The 26,925-nt window shown below is 57.2% G+C and carries 26 protein-coding genes; 20 read left to right on the top strand and 6 right to left on the bottom strand.

Going from position 1 to position 26,925, the window contains the following annotated elements; all coding sequences use genetic code 11:
• The first annotated feature begins 144 nt into the window (after positions 1 to 144).
• From CWS43_RS16055 to CWS43_RS16025, 7 genes are all read left to right on the top strand, one after another.
• Positions 145 to 1,683 carry an ABC transporter substrate-binding protein gene (locus CWS43_RS16055; RefSeq protein WP_232777029.1) on the top strand — a complete coding sequence of 513 codons (1,539 nt, stop codon included), beginning with the start codon at positions 145 to 147 and terminating at the stop codon, positions 1,681 to 1,683.
• On the top strand, positions 1,680 to 2,768 hold the full coding sequence (locus CWS43_RS16050; RefSeq protein WP_232777011.1) for an ABC transporter permease: 1,089 nt from the start codon (positions 1,680 to 1,682) through the stop codon (positions 2,766 to 2,768). The genes CWS43_RS16055 and CWS43_RS16050 overlap by 4 nt, the downstream gene beginning before the upstream one ends.
• Positions 2,765 to 3,670 carry an ABC transporter permease gene (locus tag CWS43_RS16045; protein WP_101078017.1) on the top strand — a complete coding sequence of 302 codons (906 nt, stop codon included), beginning with the start codon at positions 2,765 to 2,767 and terminating at the stop codon, positions 3,668 to 3,670. Before CWS43_RS16050 ends, CWS43_RS16045 begins: the two co-directional genes overlap by 4 nt.
• Positions 3,642 to 4,508: an ABC transporter ATP-binding protein gene (locus CWS43_RS16040; RefSeq protein WP_101078229.1), complete on the top strand. Its 867-nt coding sequence runs from the start codon at positions 3,642 to 3,644 to the stop codon at positions 4,506 to 4,508. Before CWS43_RS16045 ends, CWS43_RS16040 begins: the two co-directional genes overlap by 29 nt.
• A gap of 25 nt (positions 4,509 to 4,533) precedes the next feature.
• Complete coding sequence (locus CWS43_RS16035; protein WP_101078228.1) at positions 4,534 to 5,304, top strand: ABC transporter ATP-binding protein; 771 nt, start codon at positions 4,534 to 4,536, stop codon at positions 5,302 to 5,304.
• Between the two features lie 170 nt (positions 5,305 to 5,474).
• A complete protein-coding gene (locus tag CWS43_RS16030; protein WP_101078016.1) occupies positions 5,475 to 5,792 on the top strand; it encodes a helix-turn-helix domain-containing protein in 318 nt (105 codons plus the stop codon).
• Positions 5,785 to 7,053: a type II toxin-antitoxin system HipA family toxin gene (locus CWS43_RS16025; RefSeq protein WP_101078015.1), complete on the top strand. Its 1,269-nt coding sequence runs from the start codon at positions 5,785 to 5,787 to the stop codon at positions 7,051 to 7,053. The genes CWS43_RS16030 and CWS43_RS16025 overlap by 8 nt, the downstream gene beginning before the upstream one ends.
• A gap of 39 nt (positions 7,054 to 7,092) precedes the next feature.
• Here the strand turns inward: CWS43_RS16025 and CWS43_RS16020 are convergent, their stop codons facing one another.
• The 6 genes from CWS43_RS16020 to CWS43_RS15995 form a co-directional block, all read right to left on the bottom strand.
• Positions 7,093 to 8,028, bottom strand: coding sequence for a DMT family transporter (locus CWS43_RS16020; RefSeq protein ID WP_101078014.1), 936 nt, complete (start codon positions 8,026 to 8,028; stop codon positions 7,093 to 7,095).
• A 64-nt stretch (positions 8,029 to 8,092) separates the two neighbouring features.
• Entirely contained in the window at positions 8,093 to 9,877 is a 1,785-nt protein-coding gene (locus CWS43_RS16015) for an ABC transporter permease subunit (RefSeq protein WP_101078013.1), read from the bottom strand.
• Complete coding sequence (locus CWS43_RS16010) at positions 9,877 to 11,385, bottom strand: ABC transporter substrate-binding protein (protein WP_101078012.1); 1,509 nt, start codon at positions 11,383 to 11,385, stop codon at positions 9,877 to 9,879. The genes CWS43_RS16015 and CWS43_RS16010 overlap by 1 nt, the downstream gene beginning before the upstream one ends.
• A 13-nt stretch (positions 11,386 to 11,398) precedes the next feature.
• Positions 11,399 to 12,637, bottom strand: coding sequence for an MFS transporter (locus tag CWS43_RS16005; protein WP_101078011.1), 1,239 nt, complete (start codon positions 12,635 to 12,637; stop codon positions 11,399 to 11,401).
• A gap of 4 nt (positions 12,638 to 12,641) precedes the next feature.
• Positions 12,642 to 13,463 (bottom strand): ABC transporter ATP-binding protein, encoded by an 822-nt coding sequence (locus tag CWS43_RS16000; RefSeq protein WP_101078010.1) that lies wholly within the window; start codon positions 13,461 to 13,463, stop codon positions 12,642 to 12,644.
• Positions 13,463 to 14,281 (bottom strand): ATP-binding cassette domain-containing protein, encoded by an 819-nt coding sequence (locus CWS43_RS15995; protein WP_101078227.1) that lies wholly within the window; start codon positions 14,279 to 14,281, stop codon positions 13,463 to 13,465. The genes CWS43_RS16000 and CWS43_RS15995 overlap by 1 nt, the downstream gene beginning before the upstream one ends.
• Before the next feature lie 269 nt (positions 14,282 to 14,550).
• Between CWS43_RS15995 and CWS43_RS15990 the strand changes: the two genes are divergently transcribed.
• From CWS43_RS15990 to pduF, 13 genes are all read left to right on the top strand, one after another.
• The gene (locus tag CWS43_RS15990) at positions 14,551 to 15,669 is read left to right on the top strand and encodes a 1-propanol dehydrogenase PduQ (protein ID WP_101078009.1); all 1,119 of its coding nucleotides are present in this window, start codon (positions 14,551 to 14,553) and stop codon (positions 15,667 to 15,669) included.
• A gap of 38 nt (positions 15,670 to 15,707) precedes the next feature.
• A complete protein-coding gene (pduL, locus tag CWS43_RS15985; RefSeq protein WP_101078008.1) occupies positions 15,708 to 16,385 on the top strand; it encodes a phosphate propanoyltransferase in 678 nt (225 codons plus the stop codon).
• Between the two features lie 28 nt (positions 16,386 to 16,413).
• Complete coding sequence (locus CWS43_RS15980) at positions 16,414 to 17,121, top strand: flavoprotein (protein ID WP_101078007.1); 708 nt, start codon at positions 16,414 to 16,416, stop codon at positions 17,119 to 17,121.
• Between the two features lie 13 nt (positions 17,122 to 17,134).
• The gene (locus tag CWS43_RS15975; RefSeq protein ID WP_101078006.1) at positions 17,135 to 17,401 is read left to right on the top strand and encodes a EutN/CcmL family microcompartment protein; all 267 of its coding nucleotides are present in this window, start codon (positions 17,135 to 17,137) and stop codon (positions 17,399 to 17,401) included.
• Between the two features lie 9 nt (positions 17,402 to 17,410).
• Positions 17,411 to 17,911 carry a heme-binding protein gene (locus tag CWS43_RS15970; protein ID WP_101078005.1) on the top strand — a complete coding sequence of 167 codons (501 nt, stop codon included), beginning with the start codon at positions 17,411 to 17,413 and terminating at the stop codon, positions 17,909 to 17,911.
• A 42-nt stretch (positions 17,912 to 17,953) separates the two neighbouring features.
• Positions 17,954 to 19,153 (top strand): propionate kinase, encoded by a 1,200-nt coding sequence (gene tdcD, locus CWS43_RS15965; protein WP_101078004.1) that lies wholly within the window; start codon positions 17,954 to 17,956, stop codon positions 19,151 to 19,153.
• A gap of 327 nt (positions 19,154 to 19,480) precedes the next feature.
• Positions 19,481 to 19,762: a propanediol utilization system shell hexameric protein GrpH gene (gene grpH, locus CWS43_RS15960; protein WP_095925478.1), complete on the top strand. Its 282-nt coding sequence runs from the start codon at positions 19,481 to 19,483 to the stop codon at positions 19,760 to 19,762.
• Between the two features lie 21 nt (positions 19,763 to 19,783).
• Positions 19,784 to 20,569 (top strand): propanediol utilization microcompartment protein PduB, encoded by a 786-nt coding sequence (pduB, locus tag CWS43_RS15955; RefSeq protein WP_101078003.1) that lies wholly within the window; start codon positions 19,784 to 19,786, stop codon positions 20,567 to 20,569.
• A 42-nt stretch (positions 20,570 to 20,611) separates the two neighbouring features.
• Entirely contained in the window at positions 20,612 to 22,120 is a 1,509-nt protein-coding gene (locus CWS43_RS15950; protein ID WP_101078002.1) for an aldehyde dehydrogenase family protein, read from the top strand.
• A 9-nt stretch (positions 22,121 to 22,129) separates the two neighbouring features.
• Positions 22,130 to 22,432, top strand: coding sequence for a BMC domain-containing protein (locus CWS43_RS15945; protein ID WP_101078001.1), 303 nt, complete (start codon positions 22,130 to 22,132; stop codon positions 22,430 to 22,432).
• A 64-nt stretch (positions 22,433 to 22,496) separates the two neighbouring features.
• On the top strand, positions 22,497 to 25,040 hold the full coding sequence (gene grpM, locus CWS43_RS15940) for a glycyl radical diol dehydratase GrpM (protein WP_101078000.1): 2,544 nt from the start codon (positions 22,497 to 22,499) through the stop codon (positions 25,038 to 25,040).
• Between the two features lie 81 nt (positions 25,041 to 25,121).
• A complete protein-coding gene (locus tag CWS43_RS15935) occupies positions 25,122 to 26,039 on the top strand; it encodes a glycyl-radical enzyme activating protein (RefSeq protein WP_101078226.1) in 918 nt (305 codons plus the stop codon).
• 51 nt (positions 26,040 to 26,090) lie between these two features.
• Positions 26,091 to 26,882 (top strand): propanediol diffusion facilitator PduF, encoded by a 792-nt coding sequence (pduF, locus tag CWS43_RS15930; RefSeq protein WP_101077999.1) that lies wholly within the window; start codon positions 26,091 to 26,093, stop codon positions 26,880 to 26,882.
• The last annotated feature ends 43 nt before the right edge of the window (positions 26,883 to 26,925 follow it).

Genomic DNA, 26,925 nt, shown 5'->3' with positions numbered 1-26,925 from the left:
AAAAATAATAAACCTCTGACTCTACCCGGAAGGTACATCATGAACTCTGGCACACCCCTCAGGGCGTGGTTTTTCGCGCTCCTGTTGTCGGTGAGCTGCTGGCCGGCGCTGGCGAAAACGCCGCCCGACCAGCTGATCATCGGCATGAACATGAATAACCTGCTGACGCTCGATCCCGCAGCGATGACCGGCAACGACATTGTCGGCATTGTGGTGAATCTTTATGACCCGCTGATTGAGCTTGATCCGCAACAACTGACTAACGTGCGTCCGGCGCTGGCGACCTCGTGGGAGGTCAACGACGCCGGAAATCTGATTACGTTTCATCTGCGCGAAGGCGTGAAATTTCACTCGGGCAATCCGGTCACCGCGGACGATGTGGTGTGGTCGATGCGCCGCATTCTGCACCTGAATCTGGCGCAGGCGTCGGTGTGGAAGTCTTACGGATTCACCAAAAAGAACGTCGATGAAATGGTCCGCGCGCCGTCACCCAATACCGTTGAAATCCGGCTGCCTAAACCGAACGACCCGAAACTGGTGATTTATTCGCTGGCCGCGCTCGGCAGCGTGGTGGCGCTGGACAGTAAAACCGTGCAGGCGCACGAAGTGAACGGCGACTGGGGAAACCGCTGGCTGACCACCAACGAAGCGGGTTCCGGCCCGTTCCGTCTCGACAGCTGGCAGGCGAAAGATGTGCTGAACATGAGCCGTAATCCGCAGTACTGGCGTGGCGAACCGCGACTTTCCCGCGTAGTGTTCCGCCATTTTCAGGAATCCCAGACCCTGCGCCTGATGATTGAAAAAGGCGATCTGGATATTGCCAATAATATGGCGGTTTCCGACGTGACCGCGCTCAGCCATGATCCGGCGATGGTCGTGGATCAGGTGAAAAAGGGCACCATTTATTACGTGGCGATGAGCATGAAAGAGCCGCATTTCGCTAACCCCAAAGTACGCGAAGCGGTGCGCTACCTGATTGATTATCAGGGCATCGGCAAAGCGCTGATGACCGGTTACGGCATTGTGCATCAGCGTCCGATTCAGGTCGGCATGCCCGCCACGCTGCCGGATCCGGGCTACACACTTGACATTCCGCGTGCCAGAGCCTTGTTGGCGGAAGCCGGATATCCGGACGGTTTTGACACCACGCTGCGGGTGCTGGCCGACCAGCCATTCCTTAATATCGCGATTGCCGTGCAGTCCACGCTGATGCAGGCGGGCATTCGCGCCAAAATCGTCACCGGTACCGGCAACCAGATTTACGGTGCGATGCGTGAACGCAAATTCGCCATGCTGGTCGGGCGTGGCGGCAGCGGCGTGGAACCGCATCCGCATTCCAGCCTGCGTTCGCTGGTCTACAACCCGGACAACAGTGATGCGGCGCGCCTCACCAATTTTCAGGGCTGGCGCACCGGTTTCTACGACAAACAGCTGAATACGGATATCGATCAGGCGCTGCTCGAACGCGACCCTGAAAAGCAAAAGCAGGATTACTTCGCGATTCAGGAACGTTACGACGCGCTGATCCCGGCGCTGGTGCCGGTTTCGCAAATGGTCGATTCCATCGTGGTGCGCACGGATGTCAAAAATTATCTGCCGCACCCGTCTGCAACCACTTTCCTGCGCGACGTCTACAAAGATGACGCCGCTGACGCACAACCGGCGGGAGGTAAAGGGTTATGACCACGCAAACTCAGCCAACGCAAACTCATACTACGCAAAAACAGCCCACACAAACCCGGACCTGGCATTCCGGCATTCCCGCCGGACGCATCGGCAAACGGCTGGTGCAGGTGGCGGTCACGCTGTTCGGCCTGCTGCTGCTGACGTTTTTCATTGGCCGCGTGATGCCGGTGGATCCGGTGCTGGCGATTGTCGGGCCGGACGCCGACCACAGCACATATCAGCAGGTTTATCATCAGCTTGGCTTTGATAAACCGCTGTGGACGCAGTTTGGCATCTACCTTTCCGGGCTGGCGCACGGGGATTTAGGCAACGCGCTGCTGACCGGCAAACCGGTGACGCAGGATATTCTGCGCGTTTTCCCGGCCACCATGGAACTGGCGACGCTGGCGATCATTCTCGGCGCTGGTGTGGGTATTCCGCTGGGCGTTCTGGCGGCGGCAAAACGCAACAGCATTGCCGATTATGTGGTGCGCATCATCAGCCTGGCCGGGTATTCCACGCCGATATTTTGGGTCGGCATGATGGGATTACTGGTGTTTTACGCCTGGCTCGGTTGGGTCGGCGGTGCGGGGCGCGTGGATTTCAGCCTCGACGGGCAGGTTACGCGTCACAGCGGTTTTATGCTGATCGACGCGCTGATCGCCGGAAATGGGGAAGTTTTCCGCAACGCGCTGAACCACCTGATCCTGCCCGCGTCGTTGCTCGGTTTTCACTCGCTGGCCTACATCAGCCGCATGACCCGCAGCTTTATGCTGGCGCAGCTCTCGCAGGAATTCATCATCACCGCCCGCGTCAAAGGGCTGAGCGAATGGGATGTGCTGTGGAACCACGCGTTCCGCAACATTCTGGTTCAGCTGCTGACCGTGGTCGCGCTGGCCTACGGTTCGCTGCTGGAAGGCGCAGTGTTGATCGAAACCGTCTTCTCCTGGCCGGGCTTCGGTTCCTATCTCACCAGCAGCCTGATGCTCGGCGATATGAACGCCGTGATGGGTTGCGTGCTGGTGGTCGGTATGATTTTCGTGGTGCTGAACCTGCTCTCTGACCTGCTGTATCAGGTCTTTGACCCGAGGACAAAAGTATGACGATTTCCCTCGATTCTGTGGTGCTCAGCGCGGGCGACGAAAAACGCCAGCGTGTGAAACGGGCGTTTGGCCGCGTCGGGCATTTCCTCTGGCAGATGGCGTGCAATCCGCTGACCGCCATCGGTGGTGCGATTGTTCTGGTGTTAATGATTGTGGCGCTGTTCGCTCCGTGGATTGCGCCGTTCCATCCGCTGGTACAGGACTTAAATAACGCGCTCAGCCCGCCGTCGGCGGCGCACTGGTTTGGCACCGACGAGTTTGGCCGCGATATCTTCAGCCGTCTGGTTTACGGTTCGCGGATCACGCTCTACATCGTGTTGCTGGTGTCTGTCACCGTCGGGCCGCTCGGCTTATTACTCGGCGTGACTGCCGGATATTTTGGCGGCAAAACCGACATGGTGCTGATGCGCGTCACCGATATCTTCATCTCCTTTCCGAGTCTGGTGCTGGCGCTGGCGTTTGTCGCCGCGCTCGGGCCGGGGCTGGAACACGTGGTGATCGCGATTACGCTCACCGCCTGGCCGCCGATTGCGCGTCTGGCGCGTGCCGAAACGCTCTCGCTGCGTCAGGCAGATTTTATCTCGGCGGTGCGTTTGCAGGGCGCGTCTCCGGTGCGGGTGTTGTGGCGTCACATTGTGCCGCTGTGCCTGCCGTCGGTGATCATCCGCATCACCATGAATATGGCCGGTATTATCCTGACCGCCGCAGGGCTTGGCTTCCTCGGATTAGGCGCACAGCCGCCGGATCCTGAGTGGGGCGCGATGATTTCCAGCGGCCGTACTTACATGATGGAGTGCTGGTGGGTGGCAACGATCCCGGGTCTGGCGATCCTGATTAACAGCCTGGCGTTCAACTTCTTAGGAGATGGCCTACGTGACATCCTCGATCCCCGAAATGACTGACGCTCCGGTGTTGCTCGACGTGCGCGACCTTAACGTCAGCTTTGTGAATGGTCGTCTGGTGACGCACGCGGTGCGCGGCGTTTCCTTCCAGCTCGGGCGCGAAAAACTGGCGATTGTCGGTGAATCCGGCTCCGGTAAATCCACCGTCGGACGCGCGTTGCTGCACCTTCATCCGTCGAAAGCGCAGATTACGGCCAGCAAAATGCAGTTCGCCGATGTGGATTTGCGCAATGCTACCGCGAAACAAATGCGGCAGGTGCGCGGGAAGCGCATCTCGATGATTATGCAGGATCCGAAATACTCGCTGAATCCGGTGCTGTGCGTCGGCGATCAGATTGCTGAAGCGTGGCGTTCGCACCATAAATGCTCATATAAAGACGCCAAAAGCAAAGTGCTGAACATGCTCGACGTGGTGCGGATCCGCGACCCGGAGCGCGTGTACGGCCTGTATCCGCACGAGATTTCCGGCGGGCAGGGGCAGCGCATCATGATTGCGATGATGCTGATCACCGATCCGGAAATGGTGATTGCCGACGAACCGACCTCCGCGCTTGACGTTTCGGTGCGTTTACAGGTACTGGCGCTGCTCGACGATCTGGTGAAAACGCGTGGTCTGGGGCTGATTTTTATCAGTCATGACATCAATCTGGTGCGCAGTTTCTGCGACCGTGTGCTGGTGATGTACGCCGGACGCATTGTGGAATCCATCGCTGCCACCGATCTGGATAACGCGCAGCATCCGTACACGCGCGGCCTGCTGAATGCGCTGCCGGACATGGATAACCGCCGTTACCCGCTGCCGGTGATGCAGCGTCAGGCCAGCTGGCTGACCGATTAAGGAAACTGAAATGTCTCAAAAAACCATGATCGACGTCCGCAACCTGAACCTCACGTTTGGCGAAGGCGCGAAAACCACGCAGGTGCTGACGGATGTCAATATCGCCGTGCGGGAAGGCGAAATTTTCGGGCTGGTCGGTGAATCCGGCTCGGGAAAAACCACCGTCCTGAAATGTCTGGCGGGGCTGTTTACCCACTGGAGAGGGGAGCTGGAAATCGACGGGCAGCAACTCGAACACCGGATTGGCCGCGACCGTTGCCGTCTGGTGCAGATGGTGTTTCAGGATCCGTACGGTTCGCTGCACCCGCGCCATACCATCGGCGATATTCTGGAAGAGCCGCTGCAAATCCACCGCATCGATCAGCGCGATGCGCGCATCAACGCTATCCTGGAAAAAGTCGGTCTGAACCGTGCCTTCCGCAGCCGCTATCCGCACCAGCTTTCCGGCGGACAGCGCCAGCGCGTGGCGATTGCCCGCGCGCTGATCCTCAAACCGCGTGTGCTGTTGCTCGACGAACCGACCTCGGCGCTGGATGTTTCCGTACAGGCCGAAATCCTCAATTTGCTGTTCGATCTTCAAAAAGAGGAAGGGCTGACATATCTGATGGTCACGCACGATCTCGGCGTTATCGCGCATCTCTGCCAGCGCGTAGCCGTGATGAAATACGGCAAAATCCTCGAAACGCTGGAGACCGATGCACTTCTGCGCGGCGACATTCAGGACGACTACACCCGCGTTCTGGTTGACGCCAGCCGCGATTACAGCCGCGAAATGGCGGCGAAAGTGATGTTGTGATCGCAGGATTAAAGATCTTGAAATACCGCTGCATCCGCCGTGATGCAGCGGCCGTATTGTTCATTTTTTCTCTTCTCCGCGCAATAAATCAGCCTGATATCTCTGGCTGTTTCTCAATTTAAATCTATAATATTGGGTATTAAGTTTAATATTTCAGGTTTACTCACAATATGATGGATTTAAATCTCAGCAAGCCCGACGAGGTCGTTAAGCTGCTTTGCGACCGTCTGCGTAAGGAGCGATTGTTCCGGCAAATGACGCAGGCTGAGGTTGCAGCGCGGGCGGGTATCGGGGTTAACACGGTATCTAATCTCGAATCGGGGAAAAATGTGGGCTTTGAGAATGTCGTGAGAGTGGCGATGGTGCTTGGACGCCTCGGCGAGCTGGAAGCCCTTTTCCAGCCCAAAGTTGACTCTCTGGACGACATTCTCAGGTATGAAACCGGCTTAAAACGCCAGCGGATCAGAAAGAAGACTGACGATGCCTGATAAAATCGACGTGTACTATGAAGGTTGGGGTGAACGCTGGCTCTGGGGGACGTTAGTGTCTTCGACGGCGCTGACCGGCCGCCCCGTCATCCTGTTTGAATACAGCGATGAAGCCGTGCGCAAAGGGCTGGAATTATCGTCGTACACCTTGCCTCTGCGGGGTGCCAGATTACGCCGGGATTTCCCGGCGCATCAGCTCGGGCTGCCTGCGCCTGTTTATGATTCCCTCCCCGATGGCTGGGGTATGCTTTTGATGGATCGGTTATTCAGGCAACGCGGTCTTAACGCCGCGCGTATTGGCCCGCTGGAGCGGCTGACCTATATCGGCGCTAATGCAATGGGGGCAATGTCATTCCAGCCCGCCCGGCCTGAGGGTTCTCCTTCCGAAGATGACATTCCGCTCACCCAGCTGGCTTCTGAAGTTCAGGAAGTGCTCGACGGTGAGGGCGGCGAATTTTTGCAAAGGCTGTTGCAGATGGGCGGGTCACCGCAGGGCGCAAGACCCAAAGCCTTGCTGAGTCGTGATCCGCACTCCGGAGCGTTCTCAACAAAAACCGGGCCAGACCTTGAAAACTGGCTGATTAAGTTCCCGGCAAAACAGGAGCACCCGGAAGTTTGTGCCGTCGAAGCGGTCTATGCGCAGTGCCTGCGCGATTGCGATATCCGGACGCCGGATACCCGGTATTTTAGTCTGCCAGACGGGCAGGCTGCTTTCGCCAGCCAGCGTTTCGACCGGCAAAAGGGGCTAAGAGTACCAATGCAAAGCCTCGCCGCGTTTACTGGTGCGAATTACCAGTCTCCCGGCGCGCTCGATTACACCAATTTTCTGCGCGCTACGCAGATGTGTACCAATGACGTTCGTGAGAAAGAGCGGGCTTTTGAACGGGTCGTTTTCAATATCGCTTTTAACAACCGCGACGATCACCCGAAAAACTTCGCTTACGTGATGTCATATTCCGGTGAATGGAAACTGGCACCGGCCTACGATGTCACCTATTGCGAAGGTCCCGGAGGCTATCACCAGATGGACGTTATGGGAGAGGCATTAGATATCGACAGAAAACACGTTTTCAGGCTTGGTACGGAGGAAGCCGAGCTGACATCTCAGCAGACCGGACTCATCATTGAGAAGATCTGCAACGCCGCCGCCGGTTTTGCCGCAATGGCACAGAAACTGTTTCAAGATCAGATCACGGCGGAAACCCGAAGCTCAATTCAGAAAACGATTAACGCCAACGTGAAACGACTTCTGGCTGAGTGATTTTCGACACAGCAGCCCTCCCTTTCTATGGGGAGGACGTCATGCTGCGTTACGGCGTTTCGCAATCCATCCGCGCAAAATCCCTTCGGCGCTGACGGTCACAATCCCCAACATAATCAATAACGCACCGAGGATGAAATTCACTTTCAGCGGTTCTTGCAGGAATACTACGCCCGCGATGATGCCGAAAACCGGCGTCATGAAGGACAAAATGCCCAGGCGCGACGCCTGATAACGGCGCATCAGGCTGAACCACGCGAGATAGCTGGCGAAGGTCACGATGACAGTCTGGAAAAGCATACTGCTGACGGAAACCGGGCTGAGGCGGAAATGCGTTTGTCCGGTCAGCAGGGCCAGCCCGCCGAGCAGCACGAACGCGCCTGCCAGCTGATAAAACAACGTCATAGTTGCGCTGCCGGACGATAATTTACTGCGGCGCACGACGATAGTGGTCATGCCCCAGAACATGCCGGCCAGCAGGCCGAAAAAATCCCCGAGCAGCATATTGCTGGCCTGCGGTACGGCAGCAGAGTGTCCGCCAAACAAAAACGCCACAATTACGCCGATAAACGTGATACCGACGCCCGACCATTGCAGCCCGCTCAGCCGTTCTTCCGGCACCAGAAAATGCAGCCCCAGTGCGGCAAAAATCGGCGCGGTATACAGAAATACCGCCATGTGCGCCGCCGTGGTGAAACGTAATCCTTCGGCGACAAACATAAATTCGATGGAAAACAGCAGGCCGACCAGCAAACCGGGGCGCAGGGTTTCACGGCTGAACGGGATTTTCCGCTGGCGCACCAGCATCAGGATCAGCACCGCCAGCCCGGCGATGCCGGAACGCAGCGCAACCTGCAACAACGGCGTTATATCAGCCGCCGCGCTTTTGATCGCCACCTGCTGCACGCCCCAAATCACACACAATCCTACCATCACGCTGGTAGCCATTCCGTCCAGCGGTTTACGCGTTTCCATTTCCATTCATCCGGTAAAAACTCAGGCCGACAGCTTAGCGCGAAACTAATGATTCAGATAACGTTCAGTGTGCGGTTGCCCGCTTTTTCCCCCGCAAACCGCTGAGCGTGACGGCCATGACGGAAAGCACGGCCAGCGCGGCAGCAGGGGCGAAAACGCTCCACCACGCGCGCTCGATATAGGGCATGCCTTCGGCCAGTACACGCCCCCATTCCGGCACCGGCGGCGGTGCACCCAGCCCGAGAAATCCGAGTGATGCCAGCGCCAGTGCGATCCCCGGTAAACGTAACATCGCGTGGCGCAGCAGCGGGCCACACAGCGCGGGCAGCACGTAAAACACCGTGCGGCGGATGGCGCCCACGCCGACGACCGGCAGCATTTTCATGTACGGGCGTGCCTGAATTTCACTGACCAGCGCAGCGGTATGTGCTGCAAGCGGTGCCCAGCTCACGGCGGTGACGGCAATCGCCGCGCCGGTCGCGGTCGGGCCATTGACGGCGGCGACAACTAATCCGGCAATCACCGGCGGCAGCGCGTTGGTGACTTCAATCGGTCCGGTCATCGCGCGGGGAAATGCGCCGATCAGCAGACCAGCGGCGAGACAAATCAGCGACACCGCCAGCGCCTGCAAACAGGTGTTGAGTGTGCCGTGCGCCACACGGGCGAGCAGGTCACGACCCATCGCATCGGCCCCGAAAGGCAGCGCCAGCGACGGCGGTTGTAAGCGCAGATATTCCGACGTCAGCGGGTCTCGCGGCAAACCGGCGAGCACCATTATCAGCAGTATTCCCAGACACAGCAGCGGGATCCACGCCCGCTGTTTTTCCGGCTGAGCCGTCTGCGCCGGAACCGGCACCGCGCCGAGTTGCAGCGCCCGGCCCAGCAATAAACGGCGTCCGCCGCCCGCCAGCATTCCCATAAACGACGCCAGCAGCAGCAGGATCAGCACGCCCGTCTGCAAGGCCGGTAAATCCCCGGCAGCCGCCGCGCCCAGCGTGGCGCGCCCGAGTCCGGGAATGGCAAAAACCTTTTCCACCGCGATGGCGCCGCCGGTCAGCGAAACCAGCACCAGACCGGTTAGCGGCATAACGCCCGGCATCGAACGGGCGATCACCGCCAGCGCGGTGTGGCGACGTGAGATGCCCAGCACGCTCCAGGTGGTCAGCCAGCTTTCGCCAAAGGTTCCGGCCAGTGCATCGGAATACAGCCTGCCCAGATAACCGCCCGCAGGCAATCCCAGCGCCAGAGACGGCAAAACCGCGTACTGCCAGCCGAGCCACCCGTAAGGCGGGAAGAATTGCAGCCAGACTGCGCCGGTGATCAGCAAAAGCGACGCCAGCAAAAACTCCGGCAATGCGGTCAGCAGGGCAGCGAAAAAGCCCGCCGGGCGCGGCGTATGGCCGCGTAATCCGCGAATCATCGTGCCAGCACACAACAGCAACGCCAGCACCAGCGCCACCAGCGCCGACGACGCCATTAACGTCAGCGAAACGCCGGTCGCCCGCAGCATGCCGGGTAACACCGGCAATCCTGACACCCACGAAACACCTGCATCGCCGCGCAGCAAACCGCCGAGCCAGTGGGCCAGCGCGTGCCACGGCCCCTGATCTAACCCGAGCGACAGCCGGATAGCGTTCAGCGTTTCCGCCGTTGCTTCCTGCTCACCGGAACGTGCGCGCAGCAATGACAGCGCCGGATCCGTGCCGGAAAGCCACGGCAGCAGGCCGATCAGCACCACAATGGCGGCCAGCGTCAGCGCGCGTGAAATCAAGGGTACCCGGGTGCCCGGCGGGCGCTGGCGTAACCGGCTGACGCCCGCACAGGTCCGGCAATAAATCGATTCGCTCATCAGTCGGCCTGAGAATTGCGCTGCGTGGCGGCGTTGATCAGCGTGCGTTCACGCGGGTCACGCAGCGCATCTCGGACGTTCGCCGCTTCGCCCTGGATCACGCGCTCATGCAGCATCGGAATGGCGGCGTCGGTGGCGAGGATCTGATTTTCAGCCAGCATAATGGCATTGCGGCGCGCTTCTCCGGCAGGAATGGCCGAGGCGCGTTGCAATGCTTCATCGATTTCCGGGCGGCAAAGTTGCGCGATGTTGAACGACCCTTTGCAGGAGAAATCGCTGTAGAGATACGCCACCGGATCGCCGGAATCCAGCACCGTCGCGCGGGATAAAATAAAGGCGTCGAATTTGCCCGCCAGCGCATCGGTTTCAATTTGCGAATACTCGCGCACTACCTGTTTGACGGTAAATCCGGCGGCGGTCAGCTGTTGCGCCAGATACACCGCCACCTCCGGGAGTTCGGCACGATCGCTGAAGGTCGCCAGCGTGATGGTTTCACCGGCCGGTTTACGCGCCGCCGCCGGATGCGCGACCGGCTGGCGTAACTGCGCCGCCCACGGCAACGCCGGGCCGAGCAGACCTTGCGCCACATCGGCGCGTTTTTCATAAACGTTATCCACCAGTTGCTGACGGTTGATGGCTTCGCGCACCGCCGCCCGCAACGCCGGATCCTGCATTACGCCGAGCCGCGTGTTGAGATACAGCGTGTTGGTGCGCGGCATCGGCACTTCGTGGATTAAGCGCTGGTCGAGCAAAGGTGCCTGAGAAACCGGGATGGCTTCGACGATGTCTGCCGTACCGGTGCGTAATGCCGCGCCACGCGCCGTGCCGTCCGGCACAAAACTGACGTCGATGCCGCTGGCTTTGGCTTTTTCGCCCCAGTAACCGTCAAATCGCTCGAGCCTGGCACTGCTGGTGCCGTCCACCTGCACCAGTTCAAACGGGCCGGAACCGGTATGGCGCGGGTCAACCACGCCGCTGGCGCTGTAGGCTTTCTGCGACAAAATCGCCAGCTGCGGGCTGGAAAGGCGCTGCGGCAGCAGAGGATCAGGCTGCGCCGTGGTGATAATCACCGCGTGTTCGCCGTCGGCCACGGCGGTGAGCTGAACGCCGTCGAGAATGCGCGGCTTCGGTGCTGCACGGGCGGCCACGGTCAGGGAATTTACGACCGCCGCCGCATCAAGCGCCGTGCCGTCGTGGAATTTCACATCATGGCGCAGCCCGAGGCGCCAGCTGTTTTCGCCGGTTTGCTGCCATTTTGTCGCCAGCGCCGGTTGGGCTTCGCCGAGCTTATCAAGCACCACCAGCGTTTCCGCCGTACTCCAGCGCGAGAGCTTAAACGCATCGTCGCTGAGCGGCGTCAGGCCGGAACGCGGCGGTTGCAACATCGCCAGCCGCAGACGGGAATCTGTGCTGTTTTCGGTGGTTTTATCGGCTTCATTAAAGCAACCGGTCAGTAAAAGTGCAGCAGAAAGCAGCCCGGCCAGCGGGCTTAAACGTAACGCAGACATCAGAAGTTCCTTGTCAGATTGCAGGAGGAGGCAGCTGGCGGCAGATTCGCCACATTGCCAGCGCGCTTAAAAACGGAACGGCGGCCAGCGCCAGCCAGGGGATCACCGCACCGGGCGACGGCACCAGTGCGTCATCGAGCAACCCGCCGAGCAGGAAATTTCCCGCCAGTACCGCGATGCCGCCCATCGAAGAGAGCGCCCCGTAATGCGCGCCAAGATTGTGCTGCCCGGCAAAACGCGGAATTAAATCCATCCCTACCGGTACAATCAGCATCTGCCCGACGGTCAGCAATGTGATCAGCAAAACAGACGGCAGCAGGTGCAGCGAGCCTTCCGGCGGCACCGTCCAGGCAAACATCGCCACGGCGGCAAAGGCGGAAGAAAGCAGAAGAAAACCGGCAGGCAAAATGACCCGCGCGCCAATACGGCGGGAAAACCGCGCCAGCGGCATTTGCAGTACGATCACCAGAACCGATGCCAGCACAAACAGCGGCCCGAGATCTTGCTCGCCGCCGCCGGAGCGACGCAGTTCCACCGGCAGCGCCAGATACAGCTGGTTGTAGCTGAACAGATACGCGCTGTAGGCCACGATAAACGCCACGAAACGCGGCTGACGGAAGGTCTCCCACCACGGCACAATTTTCAGTTCGGCAGCGCGTTTCGGTGCGGCGGGAAGGGTGAAAAACAGCACCACCAGCGCAACCATAAATAAGCCGGAACCGGCCAGTGCCACCGGCTGAAAACCGTAGCCGGAAAGCAGCGAACCGAGCAACGGCCCGAGCACTGCGCCGAGTTCCGCACAAACGGCTGACAGCGCAAACCACTCGGCGCGGCTGCGTTTTCCGGCTTTCTCGCTGTGCGTTCCGGCCTGCGCCAGCAGGGCTTCAATCGATGGCGAAAACAGCGCGCCGCCGACACCGGTCAGGCAGGCACCGAGTATCACCGGCGTCAGCGTGTCGGAAAGCCCGAGCAAAAGGTATCCGGCGATGCGCACCACGCAGCCGCAGAGGATAACCACCCGCGCGCCGAAACGGTCAGATAACGCGCCGCCGAGCAAAAACATCCCCTGCTGCGAGAAGGTGCGCAGGCCGAGCACCAGCCCGATCGCCCAGCCGGAAAGCAGCATGTCATCGCGCAGAAACAGGGCGAGAAACGGCACCACGGCGTAAAAACCGATGTTAAAGACCAGATTGCTGCCCAGCAGCAGCGGAGGCCAGGGCGCAGACGTGCGGGTTTGAGAGCGGGTGAACATCGGGTTATCCGTTAACGGTCAAAGGTAAATGAGGAACAGCCGCCAGCAACTGGCGGGTATGCGAATGGCGCGGAGCAAGCAGCGCGTCCTGCGTCGGGCGGTCTTCGATAATTTCGCCATCGTGCATGATCAGCAGGCGTTCGCACAGCCCGGCCACCATCGAAATATCGTGCGTCACCATCAGCAGCCCCATGCCGTTTTGCTGCGTAACCTGTTGTAAAAGCTGTTTGATTTGCTCACGCAGCGGTAAATCCAGCCCGCTGACAGGTTCATCGGCAATCAGAAATTCGGGGCGGATTGCCAGCGCACGGGCAATCGCCACGCGCTGTGCCTGCCCGCCGGATAAGGCACCCGCAGAGCGGTGTATCAGCATTTCCGGCAGGCCAGCCTGCGCCATCACCTGTGTCACGCGTGCTTTTATCTCACCCTGAAAACCCAGACGTTTCAGCGGCTCAGTGATAATCTGGCCGACATTCTGATTGGGCGGCAGTGAACCGGCCGGATCCTGCGGAATGTATTGCACCCGCTGGCGGTATTCCCGCAGCGAACGGGCAGAACCGGGGCGGACAGGTTTTCCGTCGCAAAACACATCGCCGCTGTCCGGCGCGTCCATCGCCAGCAAAATTCTCAGGAGTGAGGATTTGCCGCAGCCGGAAGCGCCCACCAGCCCGACGCGCTCGTGGCGGCCAATACGTAAGGATAAGTGTGAAAACAGCGGCGCAGATTCTCGTTTTTTCTGCCAGAAAAACCCCGGAACGGCCAGATTCCGGCTGACGTTGTGAAGGTGCAAAAACGGTTCGGTGACGAGTTGCAGTGAAGGATTCATCAGACGGCCACCGCGCTTAACGTGGAGGCATTCCGGTGCAGCGCCGCGCTGTGTTTTGCCGCCGCAACCAGCCGTCTGGTGTAGGCGTGTTGTGGATTATTCAGTAATTGCGCCATCGGGGCGGATTCCACCAGATGCCCGTTTTCCATCACCAGCGCACGTCCGCAAAGTTGCGCGGCAACGGCGATGTCGTGCGTGATAAACAACAGGGCGCGGGGTTGTTGCGCATTTTCGCAAGCATCACGCATCACCTGCAAAACCCGTTGCTGTGTGAGCACGTCGAGCGCGGTGGTCGGCTCATCGGCCACAAGCAACGCGGAAGATGACTGCATTGCCAGCGCGATACACAAGCGCTGCCGCTGGCCGCCGGAAAGTTCTGCCGGATAACGCGCCGTAAAGTTTGGGATTTCACCCAGCCCGACCCGTTCAAGCATTTTGGCGAGTTCGTCCGCGCTGGCCGCAGGCAGGGCGAGATTCAGCTGTTTGCCGAGCGTCATCAGAGGATTGAGTGCGGTGGAAGAGTCCTGGAATACCGTCGCCACGCGGCTTTGTGCGCAACGCGCCACAGGATGTTTGCCGCTGACTTCAATGCCGTTTATGCGAATGCTGCCGCTGAGCTTTGCGCCCGCAGGCGGCGTACCTGTGATGGTTTTTGCGGTCAGCGATTTGCCCGAGCCGGAAGCGCCGAGCAGGCAAACCCGCTCGCCCGCGTTCACCGAAAAGCACAAATCCGCGACACGTTTTTCACCGGCGATCTCCAGCATCAGCCCTTTAACTTCAAGGACCGGTTCGACATTTTTCGCCCTGTCAGCAGTCATTCCCTTCAACCTGTTCATCGCAGTGGTGTGTTTGATATGTGATAACATAACAAAATGTGTCAATTTGATGCAAAAGATTTTGTGAGTTTTTATCTGCGGATAGTTTCCCTTTCTGCATTTTTTTGCCCGTTCTGAAAACAACAGGGCAAAAAAGTCCTCCACCTGCACAACCCTGAGCAACGCCCCGGCAGACCGCCAATGTTAGGTTAAAGGCATCTTTTTACGACCGTGATTTGCATGCCGGTCATCTGAGCAAGGTAGTTGAAATAATGGCGAATTCGTTTTTCTCCAGCCCGCGCGTGTATTTCGGCAACGGGGCGTTAACTGCGTTAAACACCCTCAATGATAGAAAGGTCGCGATAGTCACCGACGCTTTTATGGTGAGCTCGGGAAAAGCCGCGGCCCTGTGTGCGCACATGCCGCGCGCGACGGTGTCGGTTTACGGCGACGTCAGGCCGGACCCGGATATCGACATTCTGAAAGAGGGTGCGGCGCATTTTAAAGCCTTCAGACCGGACGTGATTATTGCGCTGGGCGGTGGCTCCTCGCTGGACGCGGCAAAGGGCATAAAAGTGACGCTGGAGGAACATTATCAGCAGCACCGGATTGAGCTGATTGCGATCCCGACCACCAGTGGTTCGGGTTCCGAAGTGACGTCATACGCCATTATTTCCGACCCGCAGAATGGTCGCAAATATCCGCTGGTGTCGCAGGCGCTGGTGCCGGATATCGCGATTCTGGATCCGCAGCTGGTGCTGAGCGTGCCGCGCCATATTGCCGTCGATACCGGCATGGACGTGCTGACACACGCCATCGAAGCGCTGGTTTCAACCGGTGCGAATGATTTCAGCGATGCGCTGGCAGAAAAAGCCATTGCGCTGGTTTGGCGTTATTTGCCGCAGGTCTATAGCAACGAGCAGGACATCTGCGCCCGTACGCATATGCACAACGCCTCATGTATGGCGGGCATGGCGTTTAACTCTGCCGGGCTGGGGCTGGTTCACGGAATGGCGCACGCCCTCGGCGGCATGCTGCATATTCCGCACGGTAAAATTAACGCCATGTTGCTGCCGCTGCTGATTGAATTCAACAGCGAACAGGCCAGCGCGCAGACCACGGAACGCTACGTGAAACTCGGGAAAATCCTGGGAATAGAGCAGGGCAGTGCGCCGCAAATCATCGCGCAGACCGTGGCGAAAATCCGCGCGTTAAACCAGCACTTTGGCATTCCGGCAACCTTAAAAGCGCTCGGCACCGACAGCGCGATGTTTGAGCCGCTGCGCCAGCCGCTTGTCCACGCCACGCTGGCGGACGGATGTACAGCGTCGAATCCGCGTCAGCCCACTGAACAGGATATCGACCGGCTGCTTACGCAGATCGCCGGATAATCTCATTTTCTTACTTACCGATCAGGGTCTTTTACGTCATGAATTACAGCCAGCAACAAGCGCAGTGGATCACACAACAAATCATGCAGGAACTGGCGGCCGGAGAAAAATTGCCGCAGCCAGCTACCGCCGGAAATATCCCGCATCTTCAAGTGCCGGTCGGCGTTTCAAACCGCCATATTCATCTGTGCCGCGAAGACATGGATTTGTTGTTTGGCGCAGGTTCCACGCTGACGCGCATGAAAGCGGTGAAACAGCCCGGCCAGTTTGCGGCGGAAGAAACGGTGACGTTGCGCGGCAAAAAAGGCGACATCAGTAATGTGCGCATTCTCGGGCCGCTGCGCAGCACCACGCAGATTGAGATTTCGGTAGCCGACAGCTTTGTGCTCGGGGTAAAAGCACCGGTGCGCATGTCAGGCGATCTGCTCGATTCGCCGGGGCTGGAAATTATTGGCCCGCGCGGGCAGGTGATAAAACCACATGGTGCGATTGTCGCCTGGCGGCATATCCATATTTCGCCGCAGGAAGCTGAGCTGCACGGGTTGCGCGACGGAATGGAAATTAATCTTGCAGCCGGTGGGCAGCGTGCTGGCGTGCTGAGCCACGTCGTGGTGCGCGTCAGTGCCGATGCGGTGCTGGAGCTGCATATTGATGTGGAAGAAGCCAACGGCTTTGGCCTGCGCAACGGCGATTTCGTTAGCCGTTATACCGGATAGTCATTTAACGGACAGAAAGAGGAAAACCATGGAAAGTCAGGCGCTGTCCCGGTGGCTGGATACGGTTATCGCCAACCTGCTGGCAGAAAAAAAGCAGACAGTGAAAACCGTGCGCGTGGTGATCACCGGCAGCGATGTGACCACGTTGCCGGTGACGCTGCGCGGCATGCGGGCACTTGAACACGCGGGTTACCGGCTTCGGGTCGCGTTCTCTCACAGCGCGATCCTCGGCGGCCTGAAAATCGCGTTGCTCGCTGATATGGCGGCTGGCGTGGTTGTCGATGACAAAAGTGCTGACGAACAGCTTGCGGGCGGAGAGGATTACGACAGTCTGTATCTGCCTGCGCTTTCGGGCAACAGCCTGACCAAAATTGCGCTCGGCATTCGTGACAACCTCGCCACCGGCTGGGTTTTCCATGCGCTGGAAAAGCAAAAAAACGTGATTGCGACCCTGCCGCCCGAACTGCTTAACCAGGCTGACAGCGGATTTCCACCGCCGCTGATGGCGCGTCTCGCCGGTTATGCGGATGTGCTCAGGCAGTACGGTATTGCGGTGACGGGCATAAATTCGGATGTTCAGGTCAGCACAGAAATAACCGGTAAAAAACGGCTGATCACCCTCAGTGATATCCGCCAGCACCGTACCACGCAGCGGTTACGTATCGACAGCAACACGCTGATCACGCCTGCTGCGCAGGATGAAATTCGCCGACAGAACATCACCGTGATCCGGTGAACCGGGAGGAAATATGTATCTGGCAAAAGTCACCGGCGCGCTGGTTTCCACGACCAAGCACGCCTCACTCAACGGCGCAAAATTACTGATGGTTGCCCGGCTTGATGAACATTATCAGCCGACCGGCAGTGCACAGGTCGCCGTGGATTTTGTCGGCGCGGGAAATGGCGAAATCGTCATTATCACCACCGGCAGCTCGGCGCGCATGAGTAATACCAAAGAGCATTCCGTGATTGATGCCGCGGTGGTGGGCATCGTGGATCCGCAGGAACTGTTGTGAGGAACTGCCATGTCAGCACGCGATGAAATGCCACTCGACGGCTGGATCCACTCGGCCATTTCTGCCCAAAAACTGCAATCCCGGCGGACGATGAGTCTGGAAGACTGCGCGGCAATGGCGCAGTTTGCGGCGCTTGAAGCACAGGCCATCGGCATTCCAGTGGTATTCAGCCTTGCCGGTGCCAGCGGGCATCAGCGTTATTTTTTCAGCATGGAAGAGGCGCTGCTGGTCAGCCACCGGCTGGCTACGGAAAAGGCCTGGACCGCCGTTGCGCTGAAAATGGCCACGCATGAACTCGCCTTGCAGGTACAACCCGGTGCGGAACTTTACGGCCTGCAACAGGAAAGCGGAATTTGCTGCATCGGCGGTGGGTTGCCGTGCTGGTCAGACGGCGTGCTGCTGGGCGCGATTGGCATAAGCGGCGGCACGGTGGAACAGGATTTAACCGTGGCGCGCAATACGCTCCGGCGTTTCAGTGCCGCACGCTACGTGATTACGCCCTCCCGCTGACAAACAATTTTCTTAAACCGGTAATGATTAACAGGGGTCATCATGTCCTTCGCTTCACTGATTTTGGTTATTAACTGCGGTTCATCCTCGCTGAAATTTTCGCTGATCCCGGTCGGGGACGGCGCGCCGGTGCTCTCCGGGCTGGCAGAAAGGCTCGGGCTGGACAACGCGACGATGACGCTCAAAGACCTGACTGGTCAGAAATCTACGCTGGCGCTGAGCGAGGCAAGTCATGTTTGTGCGCTGAAAGCGTTATTCGCCGAACTGGCGGAGCGCCAGTGGTTGCGCGATGTGCATGCTATCGGTCATCGCGTGGCGCACGGGGGCAGCGAATTCAAACATTCCGTGCTGCTCACCCCGGACGTCATTGAAAAGATCCGTGCCCTTTCCGCTCTGGCACCGCTGCATAATCCGGCCAATCTGACCGGTATCGAAGCGGCAATCGCACTTTTGCCGGAGGTGGCACAAATCGCCGTGTTCGACACGGCGTTCCACCAGACGCTGCCGCCAGCAGCCTATACCTACGCCATCCCGCTGGAATATCAGGAACGTTATCAGGTGCGGCGCTACGGCTTTCACGGCACGTCTCACCGGTATATTGCCGCGCAGGCGGTGTCAGCGCTGGGTCTGGACCCGGACGACCACGGCATTCTGATTGCGCATTTGGGTAACGGTTCTTCGGTGTGTGCGGTGCAGAACGGAGAAAGTGTGGATACGTCGATGGGCATGACGCCGCTGGAAGGGCTGGTGATGGGGACGCGCTGCGGCGATCTGGATTTTGGTGCGGCGGCGCATATCGCGGCCTGTACCGGGCAGACGATCGATGCACTGTATAAAATGGTGAATAACCAGTCCGGTCTGTTCGGATTGTCCGGCATATCCAGCGATTGCCGGACGTTGCAGGAAGCCCGCAGTAACGGTGATCCGCGCGCCACCCTGGCGATCGACGTGATGGTTCACCGGCTGGCGCGTCATCTGGGCGGGCATCTCACTTCGCTTAAACGCCTGGACGCTTTGATTTTCACCGGCGGTATTGGCGAGAATTCTGCGCTGGTACGGGAACTGACCATTGCACGCCTGAGTGTTTTTGGCCTGAAACTGGACGCACAAAAAAATCAGGAAACCTGCGGTGGCTGCTTCGGGCTGATTTCAAAAACTGATACGCCGAAGATTGCCGTGATCCCGACCAATGAAGAAAAAATGATTGCCCGTGATGCGCAGGCTATTTCCGCAGCAAGGTAATTCCGGATTTTGATTATTAAGTTCTGTGCAGTAAAGAATAAATAAAACTGAGATCTGAATAACAATTCCCCTTATTCATGGGCGGGTTTCGTACGTGCCGGTTTCAGCATTTTTTATTTATTCAGCGCTATTTAATGCAGATGGATTTTATTGTCCGGCTGTTTGCCGGAATAACAAGATAGTCCGGCTGGCGGGCAAAACATTTTGTCCCTAAATCCTTACTATCATCGTGCGTGAAGTGTTTATGCGCAGAATGAAAACCCCGCGGCGGTGACTTTTATTAACTCCCGCGCTTACCGATATTCCCACTCAATATCAGAGGTCGTTATGCAACAAGAAGCACTAGGTATGGTTGAAACTAAAGGGCTGGTTTCTGCAATTGAAGCGGCAGATACCATGGTCAAATCCGCCAATGTCACGCTGGTGGGTTATGAAAAGATCGGTTCCGGCCTGGTCACTGTGATGGTGCGCGGCGACGTCGGCGCAGTAAAAGCAGCCACTGACGCCGGTTCTGCGGCAGCCCTGAAAGTGGGTGAACTGGTTTCTGTCCACGTTATTCCGCGCCCGCATATCGAAGTGGAAAAAATTCTGCCAAAAGCCGTCGGTTAATAACGCCAGAGGATACTGACCATGAGAGATAATCTTGTTGAGCAGATTATATCTGAAGTAGTGAATAAACAGACTGATGAAAATGGCAGAGGCAAAACAGCCGCCAGTATTGCCGGTTGTGGTCTGACAGAATTTGTCGGCACCGCCCTCGGCCATACTATTGGTCTGGTCATTGCCAATGTCGATCATCAATTACATGACGTCATGAATATCGACAAGAAATATCGCTCTATCGGTATTCTGGGTGCGCGCACCGGCGCAGGCCCGCATATTTTCGCAGCGGACGAAGCCGTGAAAGCGACCAACAGCGAAGTGATCTCGATTGAACTGGCGCGTGATACAGAAGGTGGCGGCGGACACGGATGTTTAATCATTTTCGGCGCTGCCGATGTGTCGGATGTCCGTCGCGCCATTGAAGTGGCGTTGTCAGAAATCGAACGCACTATGGGCGACGTTTATGGTTCACCGGCGGGACATCTCGAATTTCAATATACCGCCCGCGCCAGTTTCGCCCTTAACAAGGCGTTCGGCGCACCGATCGGCAAATCTTTCGGCATGACCTGCGCCTCTCCGGCGGCGATTGGCGTGGTGATTGCTGACGTCGCAGCGAAATCTGCGGTCATCGAACCGGTCGGTTATGCCAGCCCGTCTCAGGGAACCAGCTTCAGTAACGAAGTCATCTTCACGTTCGCCGGTGATTCCGGTGCCGTCCGCCAGGCAGTGATCGCGGCGCGCGAAGTGGGGCTGAAACTGCTCGCCACGCTCGACCCGGCGCCCATCAACTCCACCACCAAACCTTATATCTGAGGGTTCACCGTGCGAAGCGATGTGAAGTAAGGAACTGACAGCATGAATGATATTGAAATTGCTCAGGCGGTATCGAACGTTCTGAGCCGGTACACCAAAATTGCACCGGAAGCGGCACCGCAGGCCGCGCCTGTGCAGGCGGTTCAAAACAGTGATTCGCTGGATGCCATTGTTGCCCGCGCGCTGGCACAACAATCAGTGCCCGCACCACAGGCGGCGACCTGCGATGCGGGCAACGGTGCATTTGATTCGATGGACGAAGCGATTTCTGCCGCCGTGCTGGCGCAGGTTCAGTATCGCCATTGTTCAATGCAGGATCGCGCCACGTTTATTCAGGGCATCCGTGACGTATTTTTGCAGGAAAGCACCTTGCAGGAGATTTCCCGTCTGGCGGTGGAAGAAACCGGCATGGGGAATTATGCCGATAAACTGACGAAAAACCGCGTCGCGGCGCAGAAAACGCCGGGGCTGGAAGATCTGACGACCGGCGCGCTGAGTGGCGACAACGGCCTGACGCTGACGGAGTTTTCGGCCTACGGCGTGATTGGGTCGATTACGCCGACCACCAATCCGACCGAAACCATCATCAACAACAGCATCGGGATGCTGGCGGCGGGAAACACCGTGGTGTTCAGCCCGCATCCGCGTTCCCGCAACGTTTCGCTGATGACGGTGGCGCTGATTAACCAGAAGCTGGCGAGCCTTGGCGCACCGGCCAATCTGGTGGTCACGGTCACGCAGCCTTCACTCGATAACACCAGCGCATTAATCAAAGACCCGCGTATCAATATGCTGGTGGCAACCGGCGGGCCGTCAATTGTGAAAACGGTGATGTCTTCCGGCAAAAAAGCCATCGGTGCGGGAGCAGGAAATCCGCCCGCCGTGGTCGATGAAACCGCAGATATTGAAAAAGCCGCCCGCGATATTATCCGCGGATGCAGTTTCGACAATAACCTGCCGTGCGTCGCTGAAAAAGAGGTCATCGTGGTCAATCAGGTGGCGGACTATCTGATTCACTGTATGAAGAAAAGCGGTGGGTATCTGCTGTGTGACCCAAAACTCATCCGGCAACTACAGGCGCTGGTGATGAACGAAAAAGGCACCGGGCCGGACACCGCGTTTGTTGGCAAAGATGCGCGCTACATCCTGCAACAACTGGGCGTGAACGCGCCGGAAGACACCAAAGTGATCCTGGTGGAAACCGAAAGAACGCATCCTTTTGTGATCCATGAACTGATGATGCCGGTGCTGCCGGTGGTGCGTGTGGAAAATGTTGATGAAGCCATTGAACTGGCGGTGAAAGTGGAACATGGCAACCGTCACACGGCCATCATGCACTCTACCAATGTCGATAAACTCACCAAAATGGCCCGTCAGATCCAGACCACTATTTTCGTGAAAAACGGGCCTTCCTATGCCGGATTAGGCGTCGGCGGTGAAGGACATGCGACCTTTACGATTGCCGGGCCAACCGGAGAGGGGTTGACGTCAGCGAAGTCATTCGCCCGGATCCGCCGCTGCGTGATGGTCGAGGCCCTTAACGTCAGATAAGGGGCGGTGATGAAAAAACGCATCATAAACGCACCGACGCCAGACATCGTGGCCATGATAAAACGCAGGATGCCTGGCGAATTCCGTTCAAGACTGGATCTCATCCGTATCGATGCGATTGGCATGATTATGTTGCCGGTGCCGGATCTTTATTTCTACGCGGATGCTGCCAGTAAAAGTGCGAATGTGGTGGTCTCGGAAATATTTGGCAGCTGCCCGCAACATATTACGACGCTGGCCATATTTGGTGAGGTCGCTGCGGTGAATGAGGCCATGCGAATAATAGAAGACGATAATAATACCGCGTTCTGATTATCCGCCGATGAAAAAACAAATTACTGCCGCAAGGTTAAATAATTAATTCGGGAGTTATTCTATGTTAGAGAAAGGTTTTTCTAATCCGACCGAACGTGTTGTCAGACTCAAGAATATGATCCTGCATGCCAGACCGTATGTGGAATCTGAGCGCGCCGTCCTGGCAACGAATGCCTATAAAGAAAATGAACATCTGCCGGCTATTATGCGCAGGGCGAAAGTCGTCGAGAAAATATTCAATGAGCTGCCGGTGACTATTCGTCCTGATGAGCTGATCGTCGGTGCAGTGACTATTAATCCCCGCTCGACTGAAATCTGCCCTGAATTCTCTTATGACTGGGTGGAAAAAGAATTTAATACCATGGAACACCGGGTGGCTGACCCGTTTATTATTCCTCAAAAGACCGCAGACGAATTGCACGAAGCGTTTAAATACTGGCCGGGTAAAACCACCAGTTCGCTGGCGGCGTCTTATATGTCCGACGGTACCAAGGAAAGTATGGCCAGCGGCGTTTTCACCGTCGGTAACTACTTCTTCGGCGGCGTTGGCCATGTCAGCGTGGATTACGGCAAAATCCTGAAAATCGGTTTCCGTGGCATCATTAACGACGTTACCCGTGCGCTGGAAAATCTGGATCGCCGCGAACCGGGCTATATCAAAAAAGAGCAATTCTATAACGCCGTGATCATCAGCTATCAGGCGGCGATTAATTTTGCTCATCGTTATGCGCAGGAGGCCACACGTCTGGCGCAGCTGGAAAGCAATCCGGCGCGTAAACGTGAGCTGGAACAAATCGCGCAAAACTGTACCCGTGTTCCGGAAAACGGCGCGAGCACGTTCTGGGAAGCTTGCCAGACCTTCTGGTTCCTGCAAAGTATGTTGCAGATTGAGTCCAGCGGTCATTCCATTTCTCCGGGGCGTTTCGACCAGTACATGTATCCGCATCTGGCGGCGGACAAATCCATTTCTAAAGAATTTGCCCAGGAACTGGTGGATTGCTGCTGGATTAAGCTTAACGACATCAACAAAACGCGCGATGAAATCTCAGCACAGGCATTTGCCGGTTATGCGGTTTTCCAGAACCTGTGCGTGGGCGGACAAACGGAAGATGGCCGCGACGCAACTAACCCGCTGACCTACATGTGTATGGAAGCCACGGCGCACGTGCGTCTGCCGCAGCCGTCGTTCTCCATTCGCGTCTGGCAGGGCACGCCGGATGAATTCCTGTTCCGCGCTTGTGAACTGGTGCGCATGGGGCTGGGCGTTCCGGCAATGTATAACGACGAAGTGATTATTCCGGCGTTGCAAAACCGTGGCGTATCACTGCATGACGCCCGCGATTACTGCATCATCGGCTGCGTGGAACCGCAGGCACCGCACCGCACGGAAGGCTGGCACGACGCCGCTTTCTTCAACGTGGCAAAAGTGCTCGAAATCACCCTCAATAATGGCCGCGCAGGTAACAAACAGCTGGGGCCGGTGACCGGTGAAATGACGCAGTACACCGGCATTGACGATTTCTTTAGCGCGTTTAAGAAACAGATGGCGCACTTTGTTCATCAGCTGGTGGAAGCCTGCAACAGCGTGGATATTGCGCACGGCGAGCGCTGCCCGCTGCCATTCTTGTCTGCGCTGGTGGATGACTGTATCGGGCGCGGCAAATCGCTTCAGGAAGGCGGCGCTATTTACAACTTCACCGGCCCGCAGGCGTTCGGGATTGCCGACACCGGGGATTCCGTCTACGCGATTCAGAAACAGGTATTCGAAGATCGCAAACTGACGCTGAATGAACTGAAAAGCGCGCTGGACGCTAACTTCGGCCACGCCACCGGTGGCACGCCGCACGCTGCCGCCGGGAAATCTTCGCTAGGCGAGCAGGAAATTCACGAGATGGTGAAACGCATCATCGAAACGCACGGTGCTCTGGATGCGGTGGCGATCAAAGCGGAAGTCTATCGCCAGCTTGCCAGCAATACGGCGGCACCGGCGGGTAACGGTTCCCGTTTTGAGGAAATCCGCCATATTCTGGAAAATACGCCGTGCTTTGGTAATGACATCGACGAAGTGGATATGGTGGCGCGTCAGTGTGCGTTGATTTACTGCCAGGAAGTCGAGAAATATACCAACCCGCGCGGCGGCCAGTTCCAGGCCGGTATCTATCCGGTGTCGGCTAACGTGTTGTTTGGTAAAGACGTTGCCGCATTGCCGGACGGACGCATGGCGAAAGAACCGCTGGCCGACGGTGTTTCTCCGCGTCAGGGGAAAGACACGAAGGGCCCAACCGCTGCGGCAAACTCTGTGGCAAAACTCGACCACTTCATTGCCTCAAACGGGACGCTGTATAACCAGAAATTCCTGCCGTCTTCGCTTGCCGGGGAACAAGGTTTGCGTCACTTCAGCGGGCTGGTCAGAAACTACTTCGATAAGAAAGGGATGCACGTTCAGTTTAACGTCATCGACCGCAAAACCCTGGTTGAAGCGCAGAACAATCCTCAGCAACATCAGGATCTGGTTGTGCGTGTGGCCGGATACAGCGCCCAGTTCGTGGTGCTGGCGAAAGAAGTGCAGGATGACATTATCAGCCGTACTGAACAGCAGTTCTGATTAATCAGTTTCACCGGCGGGCCATGTATTACAGCATGGCCCTTTTTTAAAATAACCTGTGGCGCTGATGTGAGCGAAGTCATGAATAAAGTCGATTACGAAATGGAAGGCGTGCTGTTTAATATTCAGCGCTATTCTCTGCATGACGGTCCGGGTATTCGTACAATTCCTTTTTTTAAAGGATGCCCGCTTTCGTGTAAATGGTGTAGTAATCCGGAATCACAACGTCCTCAGCCGGAATTAATATTTAAAAAGAATGACTGTATCCGCTGCGGTAAATGTATTGAAGTCTGCAAACGACAGGCGCTGTCGGTAAATAATGCTTTCTTTGTCGATCGCGAACGTTGTATTCAGTGCGGCGAATGTACACAGGTCTGCCCGACGCAGGCGCTGGAAATGAAAGGCAAACGCATGACGATTGCCGAAGTGATGCGTGAATTGCAGAAAGAAGAAAATCTTTACCGCCGCTCCGGGGGCGGGATCACGCTTTCCGGCGGCGAACCGCTGGCGCAACCGGCGTTTGCTCGCGAACTGCTGAAAGCCTGCAAAGAAAAGGGCTGGCATACGGCGATGGAAACCACCGGTTTCACCACGCCGGAAGTGATTGCCGACGTTTTCCCTTACGTCGATCTGGCGCTGACCGACATCAAAGCCATCAATCCGGCCGTGCATCTGGCGAACACCGGAATAGGCAATACGCAGATTCTGGAAAACCTGCTGCGTATTTCATTCCTGACCAAAGTGATTGTCCGTATTCCGGTGATCCCCGGCGTCAATGATAACGTCGATGAGATCCACCAGATAGCCGGATTTGCCCGCCTGATGTCCAATGTCGATACGATTCACTTATTGCCGTATCACGAATATGGTGAAAATAAATATGGCTTGCTGGGGCGCATTTATCCGATGGGTGACCCGGAACGTACCGGCGAATCAAAAATGGAAATATTAAAAAAAGAAGTAGAGTCATTAGGGTTTAATTGCCATATAGGCGGGTGATGTTCCGGTCAGGAATATCAAAATAACAATAATCAAAATCAGGATTATTATATGAATGATTCAGTCAAAACGCAGTGCCTTGCGGAGTTTCTCGGTACCGGATTATTTCTGTTTTTTGGCATCAGCTGTCTTGCCGCAGTGAAAGTCGCGGGGGCCAGTTTCGGGTTATGGGAAATCTGTATTGTGTGGGGGCTGGGAATTTCGCTGGCGGTGTATCTCACCGCCGGGATTTCCGGTGCCCACCTGAACCCGGCGATTACCATCGCGCTATGGTTATTCGCCAGCTTTCCTGGCCGGAAAGTGGTGCCGTACATTATCGCTCAGGTTGCCGGGGCGTTTGGCGGTGCGTTGCTGACCTATCTGCTTTATCACAATCTGTTCACGGAATTCGAAAGTGCCCATCAGATGGTGCGCGGCAGCGTGGAAAGCCTGCAACTGGCCAGCATTTTCAGCACGTATCCGGCGGCGGCGATCAGCGTCTGGCAGGCGGCTTTCGTGGAAATTGTCATTACCTCGATTCTGATGGGGCTGATCATGGCGCTGACCGATGATGGTAATGGTGTGCCGCGCGGCCCGCTCGGGCCGTTGTTAATCGGGATCCTGGTGGCGGTGATTGGCGCATCAACCGGGCCGCTGACCGGATTTGCCATGAATCCGGCACGCGATTTTGGCCCGAAATTATTTACCTTCTTCGCCGGCTGGGGTGAAATGTCGATGACCGGGGGTCGCGATATTCCGTACTTCCTGGTGCCCGTTATTGCGCCGGTGATCGGTGCATGTCTGGGCGCGGCGGTTTACCGTTTCTGCATCAGCAAAAATTTACCGGGCAAAGTCACCGCGTAAAAAGTATTCCCGTCTTAAAGCTCCCGAATGTGAAGCAATAAAA

Source organism: Rahnella sp. AA, from assembly GCF_002834385.1.
Taxonomy (GTDB): domain Bacteria; phylum Pseudomonadota; class Gammaproteobacteria; order Enterobacterales; family Enterobacteriaceae; genus Rahnella.
The sequence above is the reverse complement of the archived record's forward strand: the minus strand, read 5'-3'. Positions and strand labels throughout refer to the sequence as shown.

What these genes read in the sequence shown, in the direction of transcription:
- CWS43_RS16045 (WP_101078017.1), top strand. Translation starts at nt 2,765, where the DNA reads ATGACGATTTCCCTCGATTCTGTGGTGCTCAGCGCGGGCGACGAAAAA.
- grpM (WP_101078000.1), top strand. Translation starts at nt 22,497, where the DNA reads ATGTTAGAGAAAGGTTTTTCTAATCCGACCGAACGTGTTGTCAGACTC.
- CWS43_RS15945 (WP_101078001.1), top strand. Translation starts at nt 22,130, where the DNA reads ATGAAAAAACGCATCATAAACGCACCGACGCCAGACATCGTGGCCATG.
- CWS43_RS15975 (WP_101078006.1), top strand. Translation starts at nt 17,135, where the DNA reads ATGTATCTGGCAAAAGTCACCGGCGCGCTGGTTTCCACGACCAAGCAC.
- CWS43_RS16010 (WP_101078012.1), bottom strand. Translation starts at nt 11,385, where the DNA reads ATGTCTGCGTTACGTTTAAGCCCGCTGGCCGGGCTGCTTTCTGCTGCA.
- pduF (WP_101077999.1), top strand. Translation starts at nt 26,091, where the DNA reads ATGAATGATTCAGTCAAAACGCAGTGCCTTGCGGAGTTTCTCGGTACC.
- pduB (WP_101078003.1), top strand. Translation starts at nt 19,784, where the DNA reads ATGAGAGATAATCTTGTTGAGCAGATTATATCTGAAGTAGTGAATAAA.
- CWS43_RS16050 (WP_232777011.1), top strand. Translation starts at nt 1,680, where the DNA reads ATGACCACGCAAACTCAGCCAACGCAAACTCATACTACGCAAAAACAG.
- CWS43_RS15990 (WP_101078009.1), top strand. Translation starts at nt 14,551, where the DNA reads ATGGCGAATTCGTTTTTCTCCAGCCCGCGCGTGTATTTCGGCAACGGG.
- CWS43_RS16005 (WP_101078011.1), bottom strand. Translation starts at nt 12,637, where the DNA reads ATGTTCACCCGCTCTCAAACCCGCACGTCTGCGCCCTGGCCTCCGCTG.
- CWS43_RS15950 (WP_101078002.1), top strand. Translation starts at nt 20,612, where the DNA reads ATGAATGATATTGAAATTGCTCAGGCGGTATCGAACGTTCTGAGCCGG.
- CWS43_RS16030 (WP_101078016.1), top strand. Translation starts at nt 5,475, where the DNA reads ATGATGGATTTAAATCTCAGCAAGCCCGACGAGGTCGTTAAGCTGCTT.
- CWS43_RS16025 (WP_101078015.1), top strand. Translation starts at nt 5,785, where the DNA reads ATGCCTGATAAAATCGACGTGTACTATGAAGGTTGGGGTGAACGCTGG.
- pduL (WP_101078008.1), top strand. Translation starts at nt 15,708, where the DNA reads ATGAATTACAGCCAGCAACAAGCGCAGTGGATCACACAACAAATCATG.
- CWS43_RS16055 (WP_232777029.1), top strand. Translation starts at nt 145, where the DNA reads ATGAACATGAATAACCTGCTGACGCTCGATCCCGCAGCGATGACCGGC.
- CWS43_RS15970 (WP_101078005.1), top strand. Translation starts at nt 17,411, where the DNA reads ATGTCAGCACGCGATGAAATGCCACTCGACGGCTGGATCCACTCGGCC.
- CWS43_RS15995 (WP_101078227.1), bottom strand. Translation starts at nt 14,281, where the DNA reads ATGACTGCTGACAGGGCGAAAAATGTCGAACCGGTCCTTGAAGTTAAA.
- CWS43_RS16035 (WP_101078228.1), top strand. Translation starts at nt 4,534, where the DNA reads ATGATCGACGTCCGCAACCTGAACCTCACGTTTGGCGAAGGCGCGAAA.
- CWS43_RS15980 (WP_101078007.1), top strand. Translation starts at nt 16,414, where the DNA reads ATGGAAAGTCAGGCGCTGTCCCGGTGGCTGGATACGGTTATCGCCAAC.
- CWS43_RS16000 (WP_101078010.1), bottom strand. Translation starts at nt 13,463, where the DNA reads ATGAATCCTTCACTGCAACTCGTCACCGAACCGTTTTTGCACCTTCAC.
- CWS43_RS16020 (WP_101078014.1), bottom strand. Translation starts at nt 8,028, where the DNA reads ATGGAAACGCGTAAACCGCTGGACGGAATGGCTACCAGCGTGATGGTA.
- CWS43_RS16015 (WP_101078013.1), bottom strand. Translation starts at nt 9,877, where the DNA reads ATGAGCGAATCGATTTATTGCCGGACCTGTGCGGGCGTCAGCCGGTTA.
- CWS43_RS15935 (WP_101078226.1), top strand. Translation starts at nt 25,122, where the DNA reads ATGAATAAAGTCGATTACGAAATGGAAGGCGTGCTGTTTAATATTCAG.
- tdcD (WP_101078004.1), top strand. Translation starts at nt 17,954, where the DNA reads ATGTCCTTCGCTTCACTGATTTTGGTTATTAACTGCGGTTCATCCTCG.
- grpH (WP_095925478.1), top strand. Translation starts at nt 19,481, where the DNA reads ATGCAACAAGAAGCACTAGGTATGGTTGAAACTAAAGGGCTGGTTTCT.